The organism is Archangium sp. (genome assembly GCF_036277355.1).
Classification (GTDB): Bacteria; Myxococcota; Myxococcia; order Myxococcales; family Myxococcaceae; genus Archangium.
In genome coordinates, this window is sequence record NZ_DASUNC010000163.1 from 1 (window position 1) to 16,197 (window position 16,197).

The 16,197-nt window shown below is 67.7% G+C and carries 16 protein-coding genes; 7 read left to right on the forward strand and 9 right to left on the reverse strand.

Features of this window, described 5'->3' with window-relative positions:
* Positions 1-349: 349 nt before the first annotated feature.
* A complete protein-coding gene (locus VFZ09_RS40025; RefSeq protein WP_329733051.1) occupies positions 350-514 on the forward strand; it encodes a hypothetical protein in 165 nt (54 codons plus the stop codon).
* A gap of 7 nt (positions 515-521) precedes the next feature.
* On the forward strand, positions 522-1,142 hold the full coding sequence (locus tag VFZ09_RS40030; RefSeq protein WP_329733052.1) for a hypothetical protein: 621 nt from the start codon (positions 522-524) through the stop codon (positions 1,140-1,142).
* Positions 1,143-1,208: 66 nt separating this feature from the next.
* On the opposite strand, the gene VFZ09_RS40035 is transcribed toward VFZ09_RS40030, so the two are convergent.
* On the reverse strand, positions 1,209-2,300 hold the full coding sequence (locus VFZ09_RS40035; RefSeq protein WP_329733053.1) for a hypothetical protein: 1,092 nt from the start codon (positions 2,298-2,300) through the stop codon (positions 1,209-1,211).
* Complete coding sequence (locus VFZ09_RS40040; RefSeq protein ID WP_329733054.1) at positions 2,297-2,890, reverse strand: hypothetical protein; 594 nt, start codon at positions 2,888-2,890, stop codon at positions 2,297-2,299. Before VFZ09_RS40040 ends, VFZ09_RS40035 begins: the two co-directional genes overlap by 4 nt.
* On the opposite strand from VFZ09_RS40040, the gene VFZ09_RS40045 reads away from it, so the two are divergent.
* Positions 2,889-3,344, forward strand: a complete 456-nt coding sequence (locus VFZ09_RS40045; protein ID WP_329733055.1) for a hypothetical protein — start codon at positions 2,889-2,891, stop codon at positions 3,342-3,344. The two genes, VFZ09_RS40040 and VFZ09_RS40045, sit on opposite strands and share 2 nt — an antisense overlap.
* Positions 3,345-3,541: 197 nt before the next feature.
* On the opposite strand, the gene VFZ09_RS40050 is transcribed toward VFZ09_RS40045, so the two are convergent.
* The 5 genes from VFZ09_RS40050 to VFZ09_RS40070 form a co-directional block, all read right to left on the reverse strand.
* Positions 3,542-6,253: a DUF3427 domain-containing protein gene (locus VFZ09_RS40050; RefSeq protein ID WP_329733056.1), complete on the reverse strand. Its 2,712-nt coding sequence runs from the start codon at positions 6,251-6,253 to the stop codon at positions 3,542-3,544.
* A gap of 231 nt (positions 6,254-6,484) precedes the next feature.
* Entirely contained in the window at positions 6,485-8,341 is a 1,857-nt protein-coding gene (locus VFZ09_RS40055) for a serine/threonine-protein kinase (protein ID WP_329733057.1), read from the reverse strand.
* Positions 8,338-9,198: a DUF2381 family protein gene (locus VFZ09_RS40060; protein ID WP_329733058.1), complete on the reverse strand. Its 861-nt coding sequence runs from the start codon at positions 9,196-9,198 to the stop codon at positions 8,338-8,340. Before VFZ09_RS40060 ends, VFZ09_RS40055 begins: the two co-directional genes overlap by 4 nt.
* 119 nt (positions 9,199-9,317) lie before the next feature.
* Positions 9,318-9,914 carry a hypothetical protein gene (locus VFZ09_RS40065; protein ID WP_329733059.1) on the reverse strand — a complete coding sequence of 199 codons (597 nt, stop codon included), beginning with the start codon at positions 9,912-9,914 and terminating at the stop codon, positions 9,318-9,320.
* A gap of 4 nt (positions 9,915-9,918) precedes the next feature.
* A complete protein-coding gene (locus VFZ09_RS40070; RefSeq protein ID WP_329733060.1) occupies positions 9,919-10,152 on the reverse strand; it encodes a hypothetical protein in 234 nt (77 codons plus the stop codon).
* A 374-nt stretch (positions 10,153-10,526) separates the two neighbouring features.
* On the opposite strand from VFZ09_RS40070, the gene VFZ09_RS40075 reads away from it, so the two are divergent.
* The gene (locus VFZ09_RS40075) at positions 10,527-10,670 is read left to right on the forward strand and encodes a hypothetical protein (RefSeq protein ID WP_329733061.1); all 144 of its coding nucleotides are present in this window, start codon (positions 10,527-10,529) and stop codon (positions 10,668-10,670) included.
* Positions 10,671-10,844: 174 nt separating this feature from the next.
* Here the strand turns inward: VFZ09_RS40075 and VFZ09_RS40080 are convergent, their stop codons facing one another.
* Together VFZ09_RS40080 and VFZ09_RS40085 are read right to left on the reverse strand one after the other, a co-directional pair.
* Positions 10,845-11,309: a hypothetical protein gene (locus VFZ09_RS40080; RefSeq protein WP_329733062.1), complete on the reverse strand. Its 465-nt coding sequence runs from the start codon at positions 11,307-11,309 to the stop codon at positions 10,845-10,847.
* A 96-nt stretch (positions 11,310-11,405) separates the two neighbouring features.
* A complete protein-coding gene (locus VFZ09_RS40085; RefSeq protein ID WP_329733063.1) occupies positions 11,406-11,780 on the reverse strand; it encodes a hypothetical protein in 375 nt (124 codons plus the stop codon).
* A 236-nt stretch (positions 11,781-12,016) separates the two neighbouring features.
* Here VFZ09_RS40085 and VFZ09_RS40090 point away from each other — a divergent pair, with 236 nt between their 5' ends.
* The 3 genes from VFZ09_RS40090 to VFZ09_RS40100 all read left to right on the forward strand — a co-directional run bounded on the left by VFZ09_RS40090 (position 12,017) and on the right by VFZ09_RS40100 (position 16,189).
* Positions 12,017-13,900, forward strand: a complete 1,884-nt coding sequence (locus VFZ09_RS40090) for a hypothetical protein (protein ID WP_329733064.1) — start codon at positions 12,017-12,019, stop codon at positions 13,898-13,900.
* A gap of 42 nt (positions 13,901-13,942) precedes the next feature.
* Positions 13,943-15,232, forward strand: a complete 1,290-nt coding sequence (locus tag VFZ09_RS40095) for an adenylate/guanylate cyclase domain-containing protein (RefSeq protein ID WP_329733065.1) — start codon at positions 13,943-13,945, stop codon at positions 15,230-15,232.
* A gap of 126 nt (positions 15,233-15,358) precedes the next feature.
* Entirely contained in the window at positions 15,359-16,189 is an 831-nt protein-coding gene (locus VFZ09_RS40100; protein ID WP_329733066.1) for an alpha/beta hydrolase, read from the forward strand.
* Positions 16,190-16,197: the final 8 nt, after the last annotated feature.

A 16,197-nucleotide genomic window follows, 5' to 3' on the forward strand; every position in this document is an offset into this window, starting at 1 on the left:
TAACGCTGGCCGTCCTGGGTACGAAAGGCCTGAGTAACTGGCAGCCGCACTCCTTGGAGGGGGTGCCCACGCAAGGTCACCGTCACCTGCTCGGAGCTGGGGAGTGATGTCGGGGGTGCAGTATGTGGACGCCGTCCTCCCACGAGGCAAGAGCTACAGGGACATTCCGGGGGAGGACCGGCTGGGCGATGAGTTGCAGGCCGCGGTGAGGGAGATCGCGGGAAGGTGGTCGCCCGCGAAGCTCCGTCAGGAGGAGCGAAACGCCATTCAGTCGATGCTGGATCGCGGCTTGGAGCATCGAGCGAATCTCCTGGAGCGGCAGGCTCGCGGGCGCTGGGTAGAGGCTCAAATGAAGCTACGGTTCCCGGGCCTGTCCTGGAACAGCCGCGGTGCCGACATCACGGGCCCGGGCGGACAGGGTTACCATTACGAAATCCTGTCCGGCACCGACTCGAACTTCGCGCTGCACGGGCGGCGGATGGCGAGCACCTTCTTCCGCATGATCTTCTTCTGAGGCCCGCGTGACTCCCAACATCCACTACGAGAAGCGAGAGATTGCCGGCGAGCGGCTGGAGCTGAAAAAGGGCCCCATCTACTGGCTCGGCCCGGACCTCACGGTGCGCGACTCCACTGTCATCATCAGTGCGGCCGGGCGCTCGCTGGTGCCTGTGTCGGGCCAGTTCATCAACTGCACCCTCCAGGCCAAGGGGCAGCTGAAGGGCGTGGTGTGGGCACAGATGACGCTGAAGGGGTGCCGATTCAAGGGCCGCTTCCGGGGCAACGAGTTCGGGTTCCGGGAGGCCCTGGTGGACACGCGGCGGTGGAAGCCGGGGGGGATTGAGGACTGCGACTTCTCCGAGGCCGAGCTCCATGGGGTCGGCTTCAACGGTTGCGACATGAGCACCATCCGCCTGCCGCGCTGGCCGTGTTTCACCTTCATCGACCCACGCAAACGCGCCGCGGAGCTGCGGCGGCATTCCTGGCCGGGACGCTTCGGGCGGGTCACCGTCGAGGTGGCGTGTGAGTCGCCCGAGGGAACAGTCGCGGTGACGTGGCACGCTCCCACCGTCGTAGAGGGGATGGACACGACTGTCGAGGACCTGCGTGCGGCGTTGGAGACGGCACCAGGAATCTTCATGTAGGGCACGCTGCGGGACCCCTACAAGGACGTTCCACCGCGGCGGCGGCCTCCATCGCCACCGCCGCGCTCAGGGCACGTTGGCCAGCGTGCCCCGGTCCGCGAAGAGCGCTCCGAGGAGCGTCGCGGACTCGTGCAGCGACTCGACCCGGAGCTCCGGCAGGGGGACATCCGCCAGTTCCATCGGAAAGGGGCGGTAGCCGAACACCTGCTCGATGAGCCGGGCCAGCGCGTCCGCGGAGGACTTCGCCTCGCCGCCGGGCGTGAAGTCGAGCTGCGGCAAGGTCGCCGTCGTGTCGGGCCCCACGCTGTGCGTCGTCACGTAGACGAGGTACAGCGGCGCGAGGATGGAGACGGCCCCCACCACCCGGGTCACGGCACGTCCGCCGTCCGGCAATGGCTGCTCCAGATACACGCAGCAGCGGGAGCAGGCATCCGCCGAGGGATGCGTCACATCAGACACAGGGTGCCCGGGGAACACGGCGCGCGAGCGGCGCAGGAACTCTTCCCACTCCTTCCAGTCGTCCCAGGTCTGCTCACGGAGCGCGCGCCACCGCTGGTACTCGGGCGTCCGCCGATAGGCGGGTTCGGACTCCTCGTCGTCGTCCTCCCACACGGGGTAGCCCGCCGGGTAGTAGTGCCGCGCAACGCGGATGAGCTCCGCCGTCCGGGGATCGTTCATCGCCTCGGGACTCGGACGAGGCCTGGTCTCCACCTCGCCCCCGCCCTCCTGTCGCGGAGGAAAGTGCACCGCGAAGCTCCACGACACCCACCCGGCCCCGTGTGGCTTCAACTCCAGGGACACCTGCATCGTGCGCGCCTCGGAGTGCACCGTGACGTCGAAGGACCGGATGACCTCGAGGTACCTGCCAAAGGTCTCCGGGATTTCTTCCCGCGCCACGCGGCGGACGATTGCAGCGCGCTGCTCCTCGTCCTGGGTTTCCAGAAGCGCGTGAAGGGACGTGCCCAGCTCTGGAGTCATGAGATCGCTGCCGCGCCGATTCCCGAGGAAGTGCGGGAAGTAGACCTTGAATGCCTCCAGCCCAGGGTCCTTGAGGGCCCCGACCTTTGGAAAGAGCTGAATGGGCCGCTTCTTGCCGTCGGGTCCGGCGGCGCCGATGGGGAGCGATTGCGTGAGGCCCTTGTACGTCCAGCGCATCAAGGCACGCTCTCGGGCCACGCCGTGAAGAGCGCATGAAAGAGCGTGGTCTCGGGCGGCTCACGTGGACCCACGATGAGCGGGATACGCGTCTCGGCGATCTCGCGAGGAACGGCCTCGACCCCGAACCTCGCCTCGATCTTCCTGGCAACGATCTCCGCGAGAGCGCGCATCTCAGGAGGAAGCGGCTCGAAGAATGCCCTGTCGGCGATGCGCTCTTTGCCTCTGTAGTCGTACTGCGCGCCGTAGACTGTATAGACAGGAGCCAGAATGCTGACGCAGCCGACCACGACCTGGCGGCGCGTCAACTGTTCATTCCCCTGATTCGAATGGAGGGGCTCCCGCTCCATGTACACGGAGCAGCGGAAACACGCATCACAGGTGGCCGTGGCATTCCCGATGAGGAACCGGGGCAACGCCGCCTGGAGCTCATCCAGGAGCATGTGCCATTCCCCCATCCTCTCGAGCCTCTCTTCCCACAAGTCCTGGAACCTCTCCGTCTCGGGGCTCCTTTCCAGTCTGCCATCGAACTCATGGTCCGAACGCCAGTAGTTGCGGACGACAGAAAGCAGGGACTCCGCTGAAAGTGGCATGGGCTCAGAGGTCAACCTGGAATGGCTTGGTCTTCTTTTCACACTCAGCCGTCACCTTCGACCCAAGCACGGCACGACTCAGGGCTTCATGGAACGTGTTGATGAATTGAGAACAGACAAGACCCGGAAGCGGAGAAGCGGGAGCGGCAATCACGTCACTCAGTGCCTTGTTGGCGCAATCGGCGGCGATTCTCTGAGCAAGCGGTTCGGACATGAATCCAAAATCCCTGTTCTCAATGGGCATTCCCACACCGAATTTGCAATAATAGGGTTCCATGGTCGATTTATTGATGACGGTCGCATGGATACACGCGGCACGCCAGCCATCGGCTCCCGGCTTTGTTTTCTCGACAATCGTGGTGAATCGGAAGTGGCCTGGCTGGTAATGATTGATGCTGCAACCCGAGAGGATTGGCAGTGCCCCCGCGAGCAATCGCAAGAGAAGAAATACTGACACCGGCACAACTCGTCCTAGAAATCCCACAACCACCTCGAATCAATTTTTCACCGAGCGCACATGACATCATCCTATACCTTTCAATGACACATTCGGACAGAGTCACGGCTGACAGTCCAAAACCCAACCCAGGCTTATTCTCGGTCGAGTTGCAACCGAAGCTTCGCAGGCATCAGTAGAGGGTCCTCCACCGTTCAGGCGGAGTCTTCATCCTCCGGGAGCTCCACTCTGAGCTCGCGTTGCACCTCGGCCGGAACGGGCCGATCCAACTTCAGGGTAATCGCCATCGGCTTGTTACCCTCGGCCGCGACGAATGTTGCCTCGCCCATGTACAGGGCGGGCTCATGCGAGCGCCCTTGAACGAACAGGTACAGCGTCAAGCCGCGCTCTTCGTGCTCGAGCACCTTCCGGCCCGCCTCGTTCGTCCGGGTCATCTTGGGCTGGCTACTCCACGAGAAACGCCGATTCGTGATGAAACGGTTGAGGTAGCGCTGCCCCTCCTTCGCGCTGCTCGTATCGAGCTTCGTGATGATGACGCCACGCTGCTCGAACCAGAGGATGCCCATGTTGTGGCGCGCGGGGTCGTACTGCGCGCCAAAGTGGCGGACGATCTCCGGCCGTGTGTACTGCCCATACCGGGCCAGGTCCGAAGGAGTCCGGAGTACGCCTCCGTGACGCTCCTGATGATCCTTGTTCACGGTGTACAGCAGACGTCCTTCCACTTGCTCCAGCAGTTCCGAGCCGAGCGCGGTGATGATGGGGCTCGCCAGATGCTCCCGAGTGAGGACCGCCGCCGGAACCTTCTTGCGCAGCGTCTTCCATGACTTGGAGCTGTCCAAGGACGCGTGCTCCCTCTCCCATTGGGGGTAGCGGCGGAAGAATTCCTCGTAACCGGCCCGTGGATCATCAGGATGCGCGGCCAGCCCCCACAAGAGCGCGTAGGGCCCAACCCGTTGGGCCTGCCAGTCGGTCTCCGCGGCCGAGAGGAGTTGGTGAACGGGGTGCTCCTCCGGCAGGCCCTTCGCCCAGGCGGGAGCGTCCCCCTGCGCCTGCTGGCACTTCAGCCACGAGCCGTAGGCCCCACGGAAATCCTTCAGCTCCGGCAGCTCCTCGCGGAGCCAGAGATCGACGGGAAGCGGAGGGCGTCCCAGCTCGTCCCGGAGCAGGCGGTAGGCCTCGTCACAGCGCTGCCGCGTCGTGAGCCGGCGAATCTTCGCGAGGATTTCCCGCGTGCGTCTCTGGAGCACCACCTCGCAGCCGCGCGGCGGCTTGAGGGTGAAGCCCTCGACGACGTCGACTCGCGCCCCCGTTCCCTTCGGGTCGTGGAGCGCCTGCAACGTGATCCAGCTGCTCCGGTGATGGCCAACGAAGTCGAGGACTGTCAGGACCTCCGTCTCGGGAAAGAGGCGCAGCCCTCGCCCAAGCTGCTGGAGGAACAATCCCGCCGAATCCGTTGGCCGGAGGAAGAGCAGCGAGTTGATGGCCGGGATATCCACGCCCTCGTTCAGCACGTCGGCGACGAATATCCATTGGAGTGGATGCGTCACGTCCGCCAGCTTGCGGTAGATGAGCTCGCGCTCCTCCACGGATTGGTTTCCCGAGACCACCACGGCGGTTTGATTCCACGCGTTGAAGGCCTTCGCCATGAACTCCGCGTGCCGGATGCTGGCGCAGAAGCCAACGGTCGCTCGTTTCGGGCCATCGAAGCCATGCAGCAACGCCTGCTCGAGCACCAGCTCGGCGCGCGCCTCGATCGAGAGCTCCTGCTCCAGGATGTCGATGGGAATCTTCCCATTGCGCCAGGGAATGCGCGCGAAGTCGACGGTCTCGTCCGCGATGCCGAAGTAGTGGAACGGGAGCAGCCAGCCACGATCGATTGCCTCGGGGAGACGGATTTCGTAGGCGATGTTCCAGTTGCACCACTCGAGCACATCATGCCCGTCCTGGCGCTCGGGAGTCGCCGTCATCCCCAGGAAGAACGCATGCTCGATGAGCTTGCGCAGCGGCTGATAGCCAGAGGCCTCCGCGTGGTGGAACTCATCGATGATGACGTAGTCCCAGCGGCGTCCGAGCAGCGTGGCATGACCGCGAAGGCTCTGCACCGTCGCGAAGACGATGTCCGCGTCCGCCTCCACGTAGCCCCCGCCGACGAGCCCGAGGTGCTTCTTCCCGAGCACCAGGGCAAAGGCCCTCATGGCCTGGGTGAGGTGCTCGAGACGATGCGAGACATACAGGACCCGCCGCGCCCGGCTCGCGGCGACATCGAACGCCGCCAGGTACGTCTTGCCCAGGCCGGTGGCCGCGATGACCGCGGCACGCCGCTCACCCCGGTCACGCAGCTCGGCCAGCTTCTTCAGGGCCTCCTGCTGTGCCGGGTTGGGTCTGGGCGCCTGCTGCAGTTCATCGGCGGCCAGAGGGAGGGGAATGGGCGCCGGGCGCTCGGGCCGCCGGTGCAAGCGGTAGCGGTGGATCAGCTCGCGAGAGAGCGGCTGCACATCGGAGCGGCCCCAGAGGGCCTCGAACTGCCGCCGGGTCTGCTCGATACGCGCCTGCTCCAGGGAACGGATGTTCCACTCGAGGTTGGTGGCGAGCCCACCCCTCGTGAGATTGGAGGAGCCCGCCCAGCATTCGGCGCCACTCTTCCCGCGAAACCACCAGAACTTCGAGTGGAAGCCGGTCGGACCGCCTTGGACCCGGCACTCGACGCCCTCCATCTCCAGGAGCGCCTCCAGCGCCTCGGGCTGGGTGATCTGCTGGTAGGTGGACGTGAGGACCCTGACGCGGCCTCGCTTCGCGACCTCCTGGAGTGGATCGACGAGGAGCTGCAACCCGCTGCAGCGGGTGAACGAGACGGCGAGCAGGACCTCTTCCGCCCCCGCGAGGCCCTCGCGCACGGCATCGAGCATGCGGGGCTCGCCAGGGAGATTCAGGATCGAGTGCTCAACAGCTGCGGCCATTCCGACCAGGTTAGCTCGCGCCGTGATTCACTCAAGCCCTCCGCACGACCCCTCGGGTCCCCACCGGCACGGGAGACCCTCCCGTGGGTCTCCTTCCCCCGTGACCTTCCGCGACTGGTCCGACCATCGGACCAGTTGGTACACCTCGCGGCCAGAAGGGTCCTGCTCCGGGCCGATGCCCTACTCCGGGAAACGGCGGCCGGGGAGCTGGACGTATACGTCCACCAACTGTGCGTTGAGAATGGTGGAGTCGGCGCCGCGATACACCACCTTGGCGGGCTCGACCTCGGACCCGCTGGGATTCTCGCTCTCGTACGTCAGCACCCCGAACTTCTTCCTCGGCTCCCTGTCGCTCACGACCACGGCGCAGATGGGAGACGGCACAATGCCGGGCGTCGGGTAGAGCGCGTCGAGGTAGATCCGGTCGAACCGCGCGTAGAACCGATTCTGGAACACCTTCGCTTCACCCGTCACCCGGTAGCTCCGCTCATCACCGGGCAGGAACATCCATCCCTCCATGGGTCCGCTCCTGACGTTGAACAGGCCCGTGTTCGACTCGTTGCCAACCTCCACACCGGTCACCAGCTCGACATCCGTGAAGGGCATCTGCCCGAAGCCCGCCCGCGCGGCCGTCTGACGGGCTTCGGGAGGGCACTGCTCCAGGAAACCTCCAGCATCAGGGCGCACCGGTGCCCCCGCGCAGGCCAGGAGTTGCACGGAGGCGGCACAGAGCAGCGCGTGGGTGTCGCGGAAGGACTTCGGTGGGGTGAAGAGCAAGGCTTCGCATCCCTTCTCGGAAGGCGCTGGCGCAACCAGCGCGGTGGAGGCCGCACCGGAACACACCGCCTCCAGGGCGGACGCGAACACCGTGCGGCCGAAGCCCCACGCTATCCCGAGCAGGAGCAACACGAAGGCGAACACGGCGAGCCCCCTCCTCCACCCGCCAGAAGGCCGCCCGGCGTCCCGCTCCTCGCCACCCGTCCCAGCGGAGTCAGAGGCCGCCGGAGCGGCATTCTCGGACACTGGGGATGACTCGGGAACCTCCCACGTGCCCGCCGCCGCCTCGGACCGGGACTCCTCGGGTGGAGCCGCTGCGCCCTCCTCCGTGGCGAAGGCATACGGCACCGTCCAGGCCTCCGTGTCCCCTTCGTCCTCCAGCAACCGCATCAACTCCTCGTGGACGGCCCGGGCGCTCGGGGGCCGTTGCGCCGGGTCCTTGGCCAGGAGCCTCATCACCAGGCTGCTCAGGCCCGGCGGCACACGCGGCTCCAACTGGACGGGCTCCACCGGCGGGACGAACTCGATGGCGAGCAGGAGCTTGTCCAACGGCAGGCGTGGGTTGAAGGGGTGGCAATCCGTGAGCGCCTCGTAGAGCAGGGCACCGAAGGCGTAGAGATCCGCCGCGGGACTCGCGGGGAAGTGCGCGCCCTCTTCCCACGCGCCCCCTCGCAGGAAGGCGGCGACCTCGGGCGGCATGTTGTGGAACGTCACCGGTGGGAGCTCCCGCGTCAGCGTGTACGCCCCGGGCAGGAACACCGCGCCGAAGTCGATGAGGAACGGCTTGTCATCGCCCTCCCTCACCAGGACGTTGTCGGGCTTGATGTCGCGGTGGCACACGCCGCGCTCGTGCAGCTCCGCCATCACCAGGAGCAGCTCGGCCAGCACCCGGATGAAGCGCCTCAGCGCGGCCTGCGTCTCCCAGCGCCACCTGTTGAAGGTGGAGCCAGGGACGTGGTCGGTGACGAAGAAGAAGTGACCCCCTTCCAGTTCCGGCCAGCGGCCCAGCTCGCGGACCGTCAACAGGTTGGGGTGCCGGAAGTGCCCCAGGGAGATGGCCTCGCGGAAGGCCCGCTCGTCTTCCCGGGCCTCGTCCTCATCCCCCGGTGGGCGGGCCGCGATCTTCAGGGTGTAGGGCCGCCCCCCGTGCTCCACCAGGAAGACGTTCGCGAAGCCACCGCTCCCGAGGCGGCTCACCACCCGGTAGTGCCGCACCATGTCTCCGGGTTGAATCAGGTCCGGATGGAAGGGATTCGTCATGGAGGAAACCTCCAGTCCTGGAGGTGCAGTGTCCGGGGGCCGTCCTCCTCCAGGGTCAACGACAGACACCCGGCCCCTTCCGGCAGCCGGATGGCCAGGGTGTGGCGTTGCACGCGTGGCCCGGGGATGGCGGAGGTGACGACGACGGGGAGCACCACATTCGCCCTCGCGCGCTCCTTCCAGCATCCCGCCTCCACCCGGGCCCGGCCCAGGTGCCATGGACGAAGAAGTCGTGACTTGAATTTGACCGCTACCGTGACGAAGAGGTGCCCCCGGTCCATCCGGAGAACGGATTCAAGCCGACCCTCAACCTCGTCAGCCCGCATGAGCGTCTGGATTTCGCCCGGCATGACGAGCGCCAGCCCCGGGCCCGCCCCCGGCTCATGGCTCGCGAGCAGCATCCCCGCCACCGTGCCCCCCCCGTCCTCCGCCGAGGCCTCCAGCCCCCGGGGCCCGGGCGTCCCGAGGGACACGTGGGCGTGCACGTCCACCTCGTCCTCCCGGGTGACGAGCGCCAGCGTCAGCGCACGGGGCTCGCCGGCCTCCGTCCGCCCCGTCACCGGCAGCAGCACGCGCTCGCCCCGCGCCAGGTCGCGCACGGGCACCACCACCAGCGAGCGCGCTCCCACGGCAAGCACCGCGAGGCGCTCGCCCAGCCCGGGTGTCAGCGCCACGCGCGGTTCGAGCAGGCCCTCGAAGTCCACCAGCGTGGACACCCGCGCGGCCACGTAGAGCACGGGCGGCGCGCCTTCCGGGTGTCCCGCGACGAGCACGGTCCCCTGCCGCGTCTCCCGGGCCGTGGCCGCCGTGGACAGGAGGAGGACCCAGAGCAGGACGGACCAGGGACGTGGGCGCACGCGGACTCCATGGGGAGGTCCGCAGGGTAGAGGAGCCCGCCTGCCCGGGCAAGGACTGCTCGACCTGCCCGGTCACTCCGGCCCAGGTGACTCGCCCCATCACCTGTGCGCCCCGTCCGCTAGAGAGGCACGCTCTCGGGCCGGCCCGTGAAGAGCGCATGAAAGAGCGTGGTCTCAGGCGGCTCCCGTGGCTCCACGATCAGCGGGACCCGGGTCCCGGCGAGCTCACGAGGAAGGGCCTCCACCCCGAACAACGCCTCGAGCTTCCTGGCGACAACCTCCGCGGGAGCCTTCATCTCAGGTGGCAACGGCTCGAAGAAGACCCGCCGGGCGATCCATTGCCGCCCCTTGTAGTCGTACTGCACGCCATACACCGTATAGACAGGCGCCAGAATGCTGACGCAGCCGACAACGGCCCAGCAGCGCGACCGGGGCGCAGCCTCCGGGTCTTCGGCCGCGAGCTGCTGCTCCGCATACACGAGACAGCGGAAGCAGGCATCCACCGTGGAGGTGGCATCCCCGATCTTCAAGTGAGGCAACGCCACCCGCAGCTCGTCATGGAGCACCCACCACTCCTCCATCTTCTCGAGCTTCTCTTCCCACAACCCCTGGAATCTCTCCAGCTCGGGGCTCCTCTCCAGCTTGCCATCGAACTCGTGGTCCGAACGCCAGTAGTTGCGGGCAATCGAAAGCAGATATTCCGCTGAGATTGACATGGACTTAGAGCTCGACCGGGAAGGGCTTTGTTTTCTTCTCACACCATGCCGTCACTCTCGAGCCGGGCACGGCGCGATCCAGGACGACGTTGAACGTGTCGATGAATTGCGTACAGACGAGGCCAGGAAGTGGGGACGCGGGAGCGGCGATCACATCACGGAGCGCCTTGTTGGCACAATCAGCGGCGATTCGCTGAGTCAGTGGCTCGGACATCCAGGCAACATCTTTGGTCTCCATGGGTATGCCTACGCCAAATTGACAGAAGTATGGCTCCATCGTCGATTTGTTGATGACAGTCGCATGGATACATGCGGCACGCCAGCCACCGGGCCCCGGGCCTTTCTTCTCGACAATCGTGGTGAACCGGAAGTGACCTGGCTGGTATTGATTGATGCTGCATCCCAAGAGACCTGGCAGAACCACCACGAGACATCGCAGGAACTGAAGTGTGGACCTCCGCGTGACACGCTTCGACATGTCCAGAGCACCACCCAAGCCCAAGAGGGTTCAACCAAGCGTCCGTCACCGTGGATGGTGTCATCGCCGTGAGGAGAGGGGCAATTGGGGTTCCTGGTGATGTCATGAGCACAACAGGTGCCAGGATGGTGTGCATGAGCGTCAGGCGTTCGCCCGGCATGACGAGCGCCAGCCCCTGGCCCGCCCCCGGCTCATCGCCCAACTCGGGAGTCAGCGCCACGCGCGGTTCGAGCAGGCCCTCGAAGTCCACCAGCGTGGACACCCGCGCGGCCACGTAGAGCACGGGCGGCGCGCCTTCGGAGGACCCAGAGCAGGACGGACCAGGGACGTGGGCGCACGCGGACTTCAGGGGGAGGTCCGCAGGGTAGAGGAGCCCGCCTGCCCAGGCAAGGACCGCTCGACCTGCCCGGTCACTCCGGCCCAGGTGACTCGCCCCATCACATTCCCCCCGCTCAGGCCTCCTCTGCGTCCATCAGGCCGGCTCGGGCTGCGTAGTTCCTCGCGGTCACCACGGCGAGCATGATGTCCCCGGATTCGGGAAAGACCTTCTCCGCCAGCGCGGCGAGTTCCAAGGCCTTCCCCAACGATTCCCGGGTGTTCTCACCCGTCCAGAGGTCGAGCAGAGCCGTCCATGATTCCTCGACCAGCTTCAAGGCCCCCGCTGCTCCTTCTTCGTAGAGCTTCTCCGCCTCCCGAGGAACATTGCGGAAGGCATCCAGGAAGTGAGCAAGCTCCAGGACCGCGACGGGGTTGCGCTTCGAGCCACGGACGGCCTGCTCCAGCAGCCGCTGGACTTCCGCGAAGGCCGCATCCGCGCTCACTCCCGCTTCCTCGTTCAGCAACAACAGCCGGGCGAGTTCCAGGAGATTGGGCGTGAACGCGGGGCATTCCCTGGCCACTTCGCGCAGCAGGCGCAACTGCTCCGGGCTGGCCCGGTTGGCCCCTCCAACGGCTCGGGCCTCCTGGAGTTTCGCCTCCAGCTCTTCCAGGCTCGGATGCGTCACGGTGTCACCTCACTTCGCCAGCAGCCGGGGGAACTCCTTGATCAGCTTCTTGGCCATCATCAACTGGGCCTTGGCCGCGATGCTGAAATCCTGCCTCTGCAACATCTGGTCTATCTCGAACAGCGTATAGTCCTTGAGCTGGGAAGGAAAGTCCGGGGCACGTTGCACACTCGCGGGAATATCTCCCAGCCGCGTATTCAGCTGAGAGATCTTCTCCAACATCCGGGTTGCCTGAGGTTTGGATAGCAGACCTGCTGCCGTGCCCTCGGCAATCAAGGCCTCTGCCTCGACGAACTGCCCATTGCCAATCAGCACCCAGATACGCGCAGCCAGTGTGTTTCCCTTGAAACGGACCTGCTCTTCCTCCTCCTCGACAGCGCCCATGGCCGATACGTCGTACCTGGTCTGGACAGACTCCGCACCCGCCTGAGGACGAATGGAGCTTCCATGGCCGCATCCTCCAAGCAGAAGGAAGGCCGTACACACCCATGCTCTCCACATGAATGCCATAAACACTCCAGAGACGCGAGTTGGGCCCTGCTTCGAGAATCATCAAGAGAATGGGATTGATTGAGAACGATGAAGCAGATGGGGCTCGTGGACGCGACGTCCCGAGTTGAATGCGCCAAGGCCTCCGTGTGGTGGTCTTCATCACCGCCCATACCTCCATCCAGGGCCGGAGAGGAGCCAGCCGAGCAACCCGGGGGTGGCCGGACGTGACCGCCGAGGTCATCTTCTGGTTACCCATGGCTGGAGTCGACCTGTCCCATCCCCCGGCGGAGAAGCTGTCCCTCACGGACTTCCGTGAGGCCGTCGACGCACGGCTCGCGGACTGCTCCCCCGAGCAGCTGCGCGCCCTCCTCCGTCTCCTCGCCAGCCGCGTCCGGCCCTCCGAGCGGCTCGCCTTCCTCCACTCCCTCCGCGCGGACCCCAACGCCCCCGCCTCCCTCCACCCCCACTCCCTCCTCGAGGACATCTCCGGGCTCGCTCAATCCCTCCCAGACAAGGCAAAAGAATGGGAAGACCTCTGGCCCGAGAACGACTCCCTCGGCCCCTACGCCGAATTCCTCGAGCCCCTCACCTCCCTCTTCCAGCGCGCCCTCGAGGCCTCCGAGCGCGGTCAGCACTCCCTCGCCCGCGAGGCCTATCGCGCCCTCTTCTCCCTCCTCGAATACACGGACGGCCAGGGCCGCGGCCCCCGCCCCCAGCACCTCTCCCACGTCGACTTCCCCGAGGCCCGCGCCCGCTACCTCCGCGCCGTCTACTTCTCCACTCCCCCCGCACAGCGCGCCCCCGTCCTCCTCGAGCAGCTGCGCTCCCTGCGCCAGCTCCTCCCCCACTCACCCCGCCCCCTCGTCCAGGAGTGGCTCGACCTCTCCTCCGAGCCCCTCCCCGATTTCGACGTCTTCCTGCGCGACTGGAGCGCCCTCCTCCGTCCGCAGGAGGGCCCCGATGCCGATGCCTGGTTGCGCGAGGCCCTCCGCCTCTCCCAGGGCACCCGCGGCCTGCGCGAGCTCGCCTTCTCCGAGCCCTCCCGTCACCCCCGCGCCTTCGTGGATCTCCTCTCCGCCCTCGAGCGCGAGGGCCCACCCCTCGCCGTGCTCACCACCGCCCGGGAGGCCCTCGCCGTCCTCCCCTCCTCCCTCCCCCTGCGCGCCACCGTCGCCGGCTTCCTCGCCTCCGCCGCCGGGCGCCTCGGCCAGCCCGGCACCGTCCGCTCCGCCCGCTGGGAGGCCTTCGTCTCCCAACCCACCCTCTCCCGGCTCCTCGACCTGCGCGACACCCTCCCCTCCGAGTCCGAGCGCCCTCCCCTCCTGCTCCAGGCCGCCCGCCACCTCGAGGCCGTCCTCCAGCAACCCCGCGCCCCCTCCGGCTCCATGGCCGCGCTCCCCGACGCCGAGGACTCCCTCGAGGTCCCCGCACATGTCGATCGCCGGCTGCTCGCCCATGCCTGGCTGCTCGCCCATGACTGGGAGGCCGCCCACGCGCTCGCCGCCCGCGAGAACGCGCTCGGGTGGACGTTCGGCGACAACCCCCAGGGGCTCGTCGTGCCCGCCTTCCTCGTGCTCCTCTCCGGCCAATCCCTCTCACGGCTGCCCCGCAACGTGGACGCGCTCTGGCGCCAGGCCCTCGAGTCCGGCACCCGGGCCGGTGCCTGGTACTCGGGCGGCTCGCGCCACGACGAGGCTCTCCGCGAGCGGCTGGCCCGCGCCTATGCCGAGGCCCTCCCCGCCCTCTCCCTCGAGCCCGCGGAGCGCGAGCGGCTGCGCGAATGGTGTCTGGAGCTCGCCCGCGAGCGCGCGAGCGCCATCGTCAGCCGGCAGCACCGGCGCAGCTACGCCAAGGCCGCCTGGCTGCTCGCCGCCGCGGCCGAGGTCCTCTGGCTGCACGGCGAGCAGGCACGCGGCAACCTCCTGCTCGCCGGCTTCCGCGAGGGCTTCCGCCGCCACCGCGCCTTCCAGGCCGAGCTGGACGCGGCCGTGGGCTCCCCGCCAGAACGCTGACGCCCTGCCGCCGCCCTCCTCCAGGCGCTATCCTGCCTCCACATGCGCGTCCCCCTCCGCTCCAGCCCCGCCCCCGACGGCTTCGACACCGTCCTCGGGGAGACCGTCCGGCACATGGAGACGCGTGTGGCCCACGTCGCCACCAGCGCCGGCGTCATCGCCACCGCGCTGGTGCTCGTCGGCCGCGTCTCCGGCTCGCAGATTCCCGCCCTCATCCTCTCGGCCACCGTGGGGTACCTCGTCTGGTACTCCTGTGTCTCGCTGCTGCTGCGCACCGGCCACTTCCGCCCGTGGATGCGCTACGCGTCCTCGCTCGTCGACGTCTCCATGGGCACCGTCGTCGCCCTGCTGGATTTGGGCGTCAACGGCCCCGCCTTCGCCCTGTCCGCCGGGGGGCCCGCCCTCTACGCCGTGGGTGTCGCCGCCGCGACGCCGCGCCTCCAGCCCCGCCTCTGTCTCTTCGCGGGCCTGGCCGCCGCCACCCAGCTCGTCGCCGTCATCCACTTCGTCCTGCGTCCCGCCGCCTCCCCGGAGATGCTCGCCACCGGCGCGTATGACTTCTACGTCACCCTCGCCAAGGCCATCTTCCTCGTCACCATGGGCGCGCTCGGCATGGTGGCCAGCGGCTCCATGCGCTCGCTGCTCATGCGCCTCACCGAGAGCGCCGTCGAGCGCGAGCGCGTGCGCGGCCTGCTGGGCATGCACGTGAGCGAGCAGGTCATGGAGCACCTGCTCTCCGGCAGCATCCCCGAGGGCGGCGAGCGCCGCGCCGTCACCGTCTGCTTCACCGACATCCGCGGCTTCACCCGGCTCGCCGAGTCCCAGCCCCCCGAGGAGACGCTGCGCCTGCTCAACCTCTACTTCGGGCGCATGTGTGAAATCGTCGCGGCCCACGGCGGGCTGGTGAACAAGTTCCTCGGGGACGGGATGTTGATTGTCTTCGGCGCGCCCACGCACCAGCCGGACGACACGCGCCGCGCCCTGGCCGCCGCGCGGGAGATGCTCGCCGAGGCCGCCCGCATGCGCGAGCAGGGCGAGTTCCCCGGCCTGCGCGTCGGCGTGGGCCTGCACCGCGGCGAGGCCGTCGTGGGCAACGTGGGCGGCGCCCAGCGCCAGGAGTACACCGTCATCGGCGACACGGTGAACACCGCCTCGCGCGTGCAGGACCTGACGAAGGTGCTCGGCCGCTCCCTGCTCCTCACCCGCGAGTGCCGCGAGGCCCTCGGCGAGGACGGCACCTTCGAGCCGCTCGGCGCCCATTTCGTGAAGGGCCGCAGCCAGCAGCTCGACGTGTTCGGCGTGCCCGAGCGCGACTCGCGCCAGGCCGCCTGAGGGGGATTGACCGGCAGCCGACAGCCCTACCGCACCGCCGTCCCCTGTCCTTCCCCCGCCCTCCCGGAGCATGACTCGCCCCCATGGCGGCCCGGGTCCTGTCGCGGGGCCGCCGGGGGGAGACACATGGCCGAGACGCGCGTGGGTGGGGCTCGCATCCGTTATGACGACGTGGGGCAGGGAGAGCCCACGCTGCTCTTCATTCCCGGCTGGTGCACCAGCCGCGAGGTGTTCCGCAAGCTCGTCCCGTGGAGCTCCATCCTCCACCGCGCGCTCGTGGTGGACCTGCCCGGCCACGGCGAGTCCCAGCAGCCCGGCCCCGGCTTCGACAACGCCACCGTGCTGGACACCCTGCGCGCCGTCATCGACGCCAGCGGCGCGCGCCAGGTGGTGCCCGTGGCCCTGTCCCACGGCGGCTGGTGGGCCCTCGAGTTGCGGCGTCAGCTGGGCTCGCGCATCCCCGCCGTCGTGCTGCTGGACTGGCTCGTCCTGGAGCCGCCTCCGCCCTTCCTCCAGGCCCTCCAGGCCCTGCAGTCCCCCCAGTGGAAGCAGGCCCGCGACGGGCTCTTCTCCCTGTGGCTGCAGGGGGTGGGCTCGCCGGACGTCATCCGCTTCGTCCGCGACGACATGGGCTCCTTCGGCGAGGACATGTGGAAGCGCGCCGGGCGGGAGATTCAACAGGTGTACTCCCGGTACGGCAGCCCGCTGGAGGCGCTCGCCACCCTCTCGCCCCCCGTGCCCACCCTCCACCTCTACGCCCAGCCCGAGGACACCGCCTGGCTGGACGCCCAGCGCTCCTTCGCCTCCTCGCACCCCTGGTTCCAGGTGCAGAAGCTGCCCGCCCGCAGCCACTTCCCCATGCTGGAGTTCCCCGAGGAGATGGCCGCCCGCATCGGCCGCTTCCTCGACTCGGCCCTCGCTACCCACCCTGGTGGGTTGGCTCCCACGCCCACTTGATTCCAACC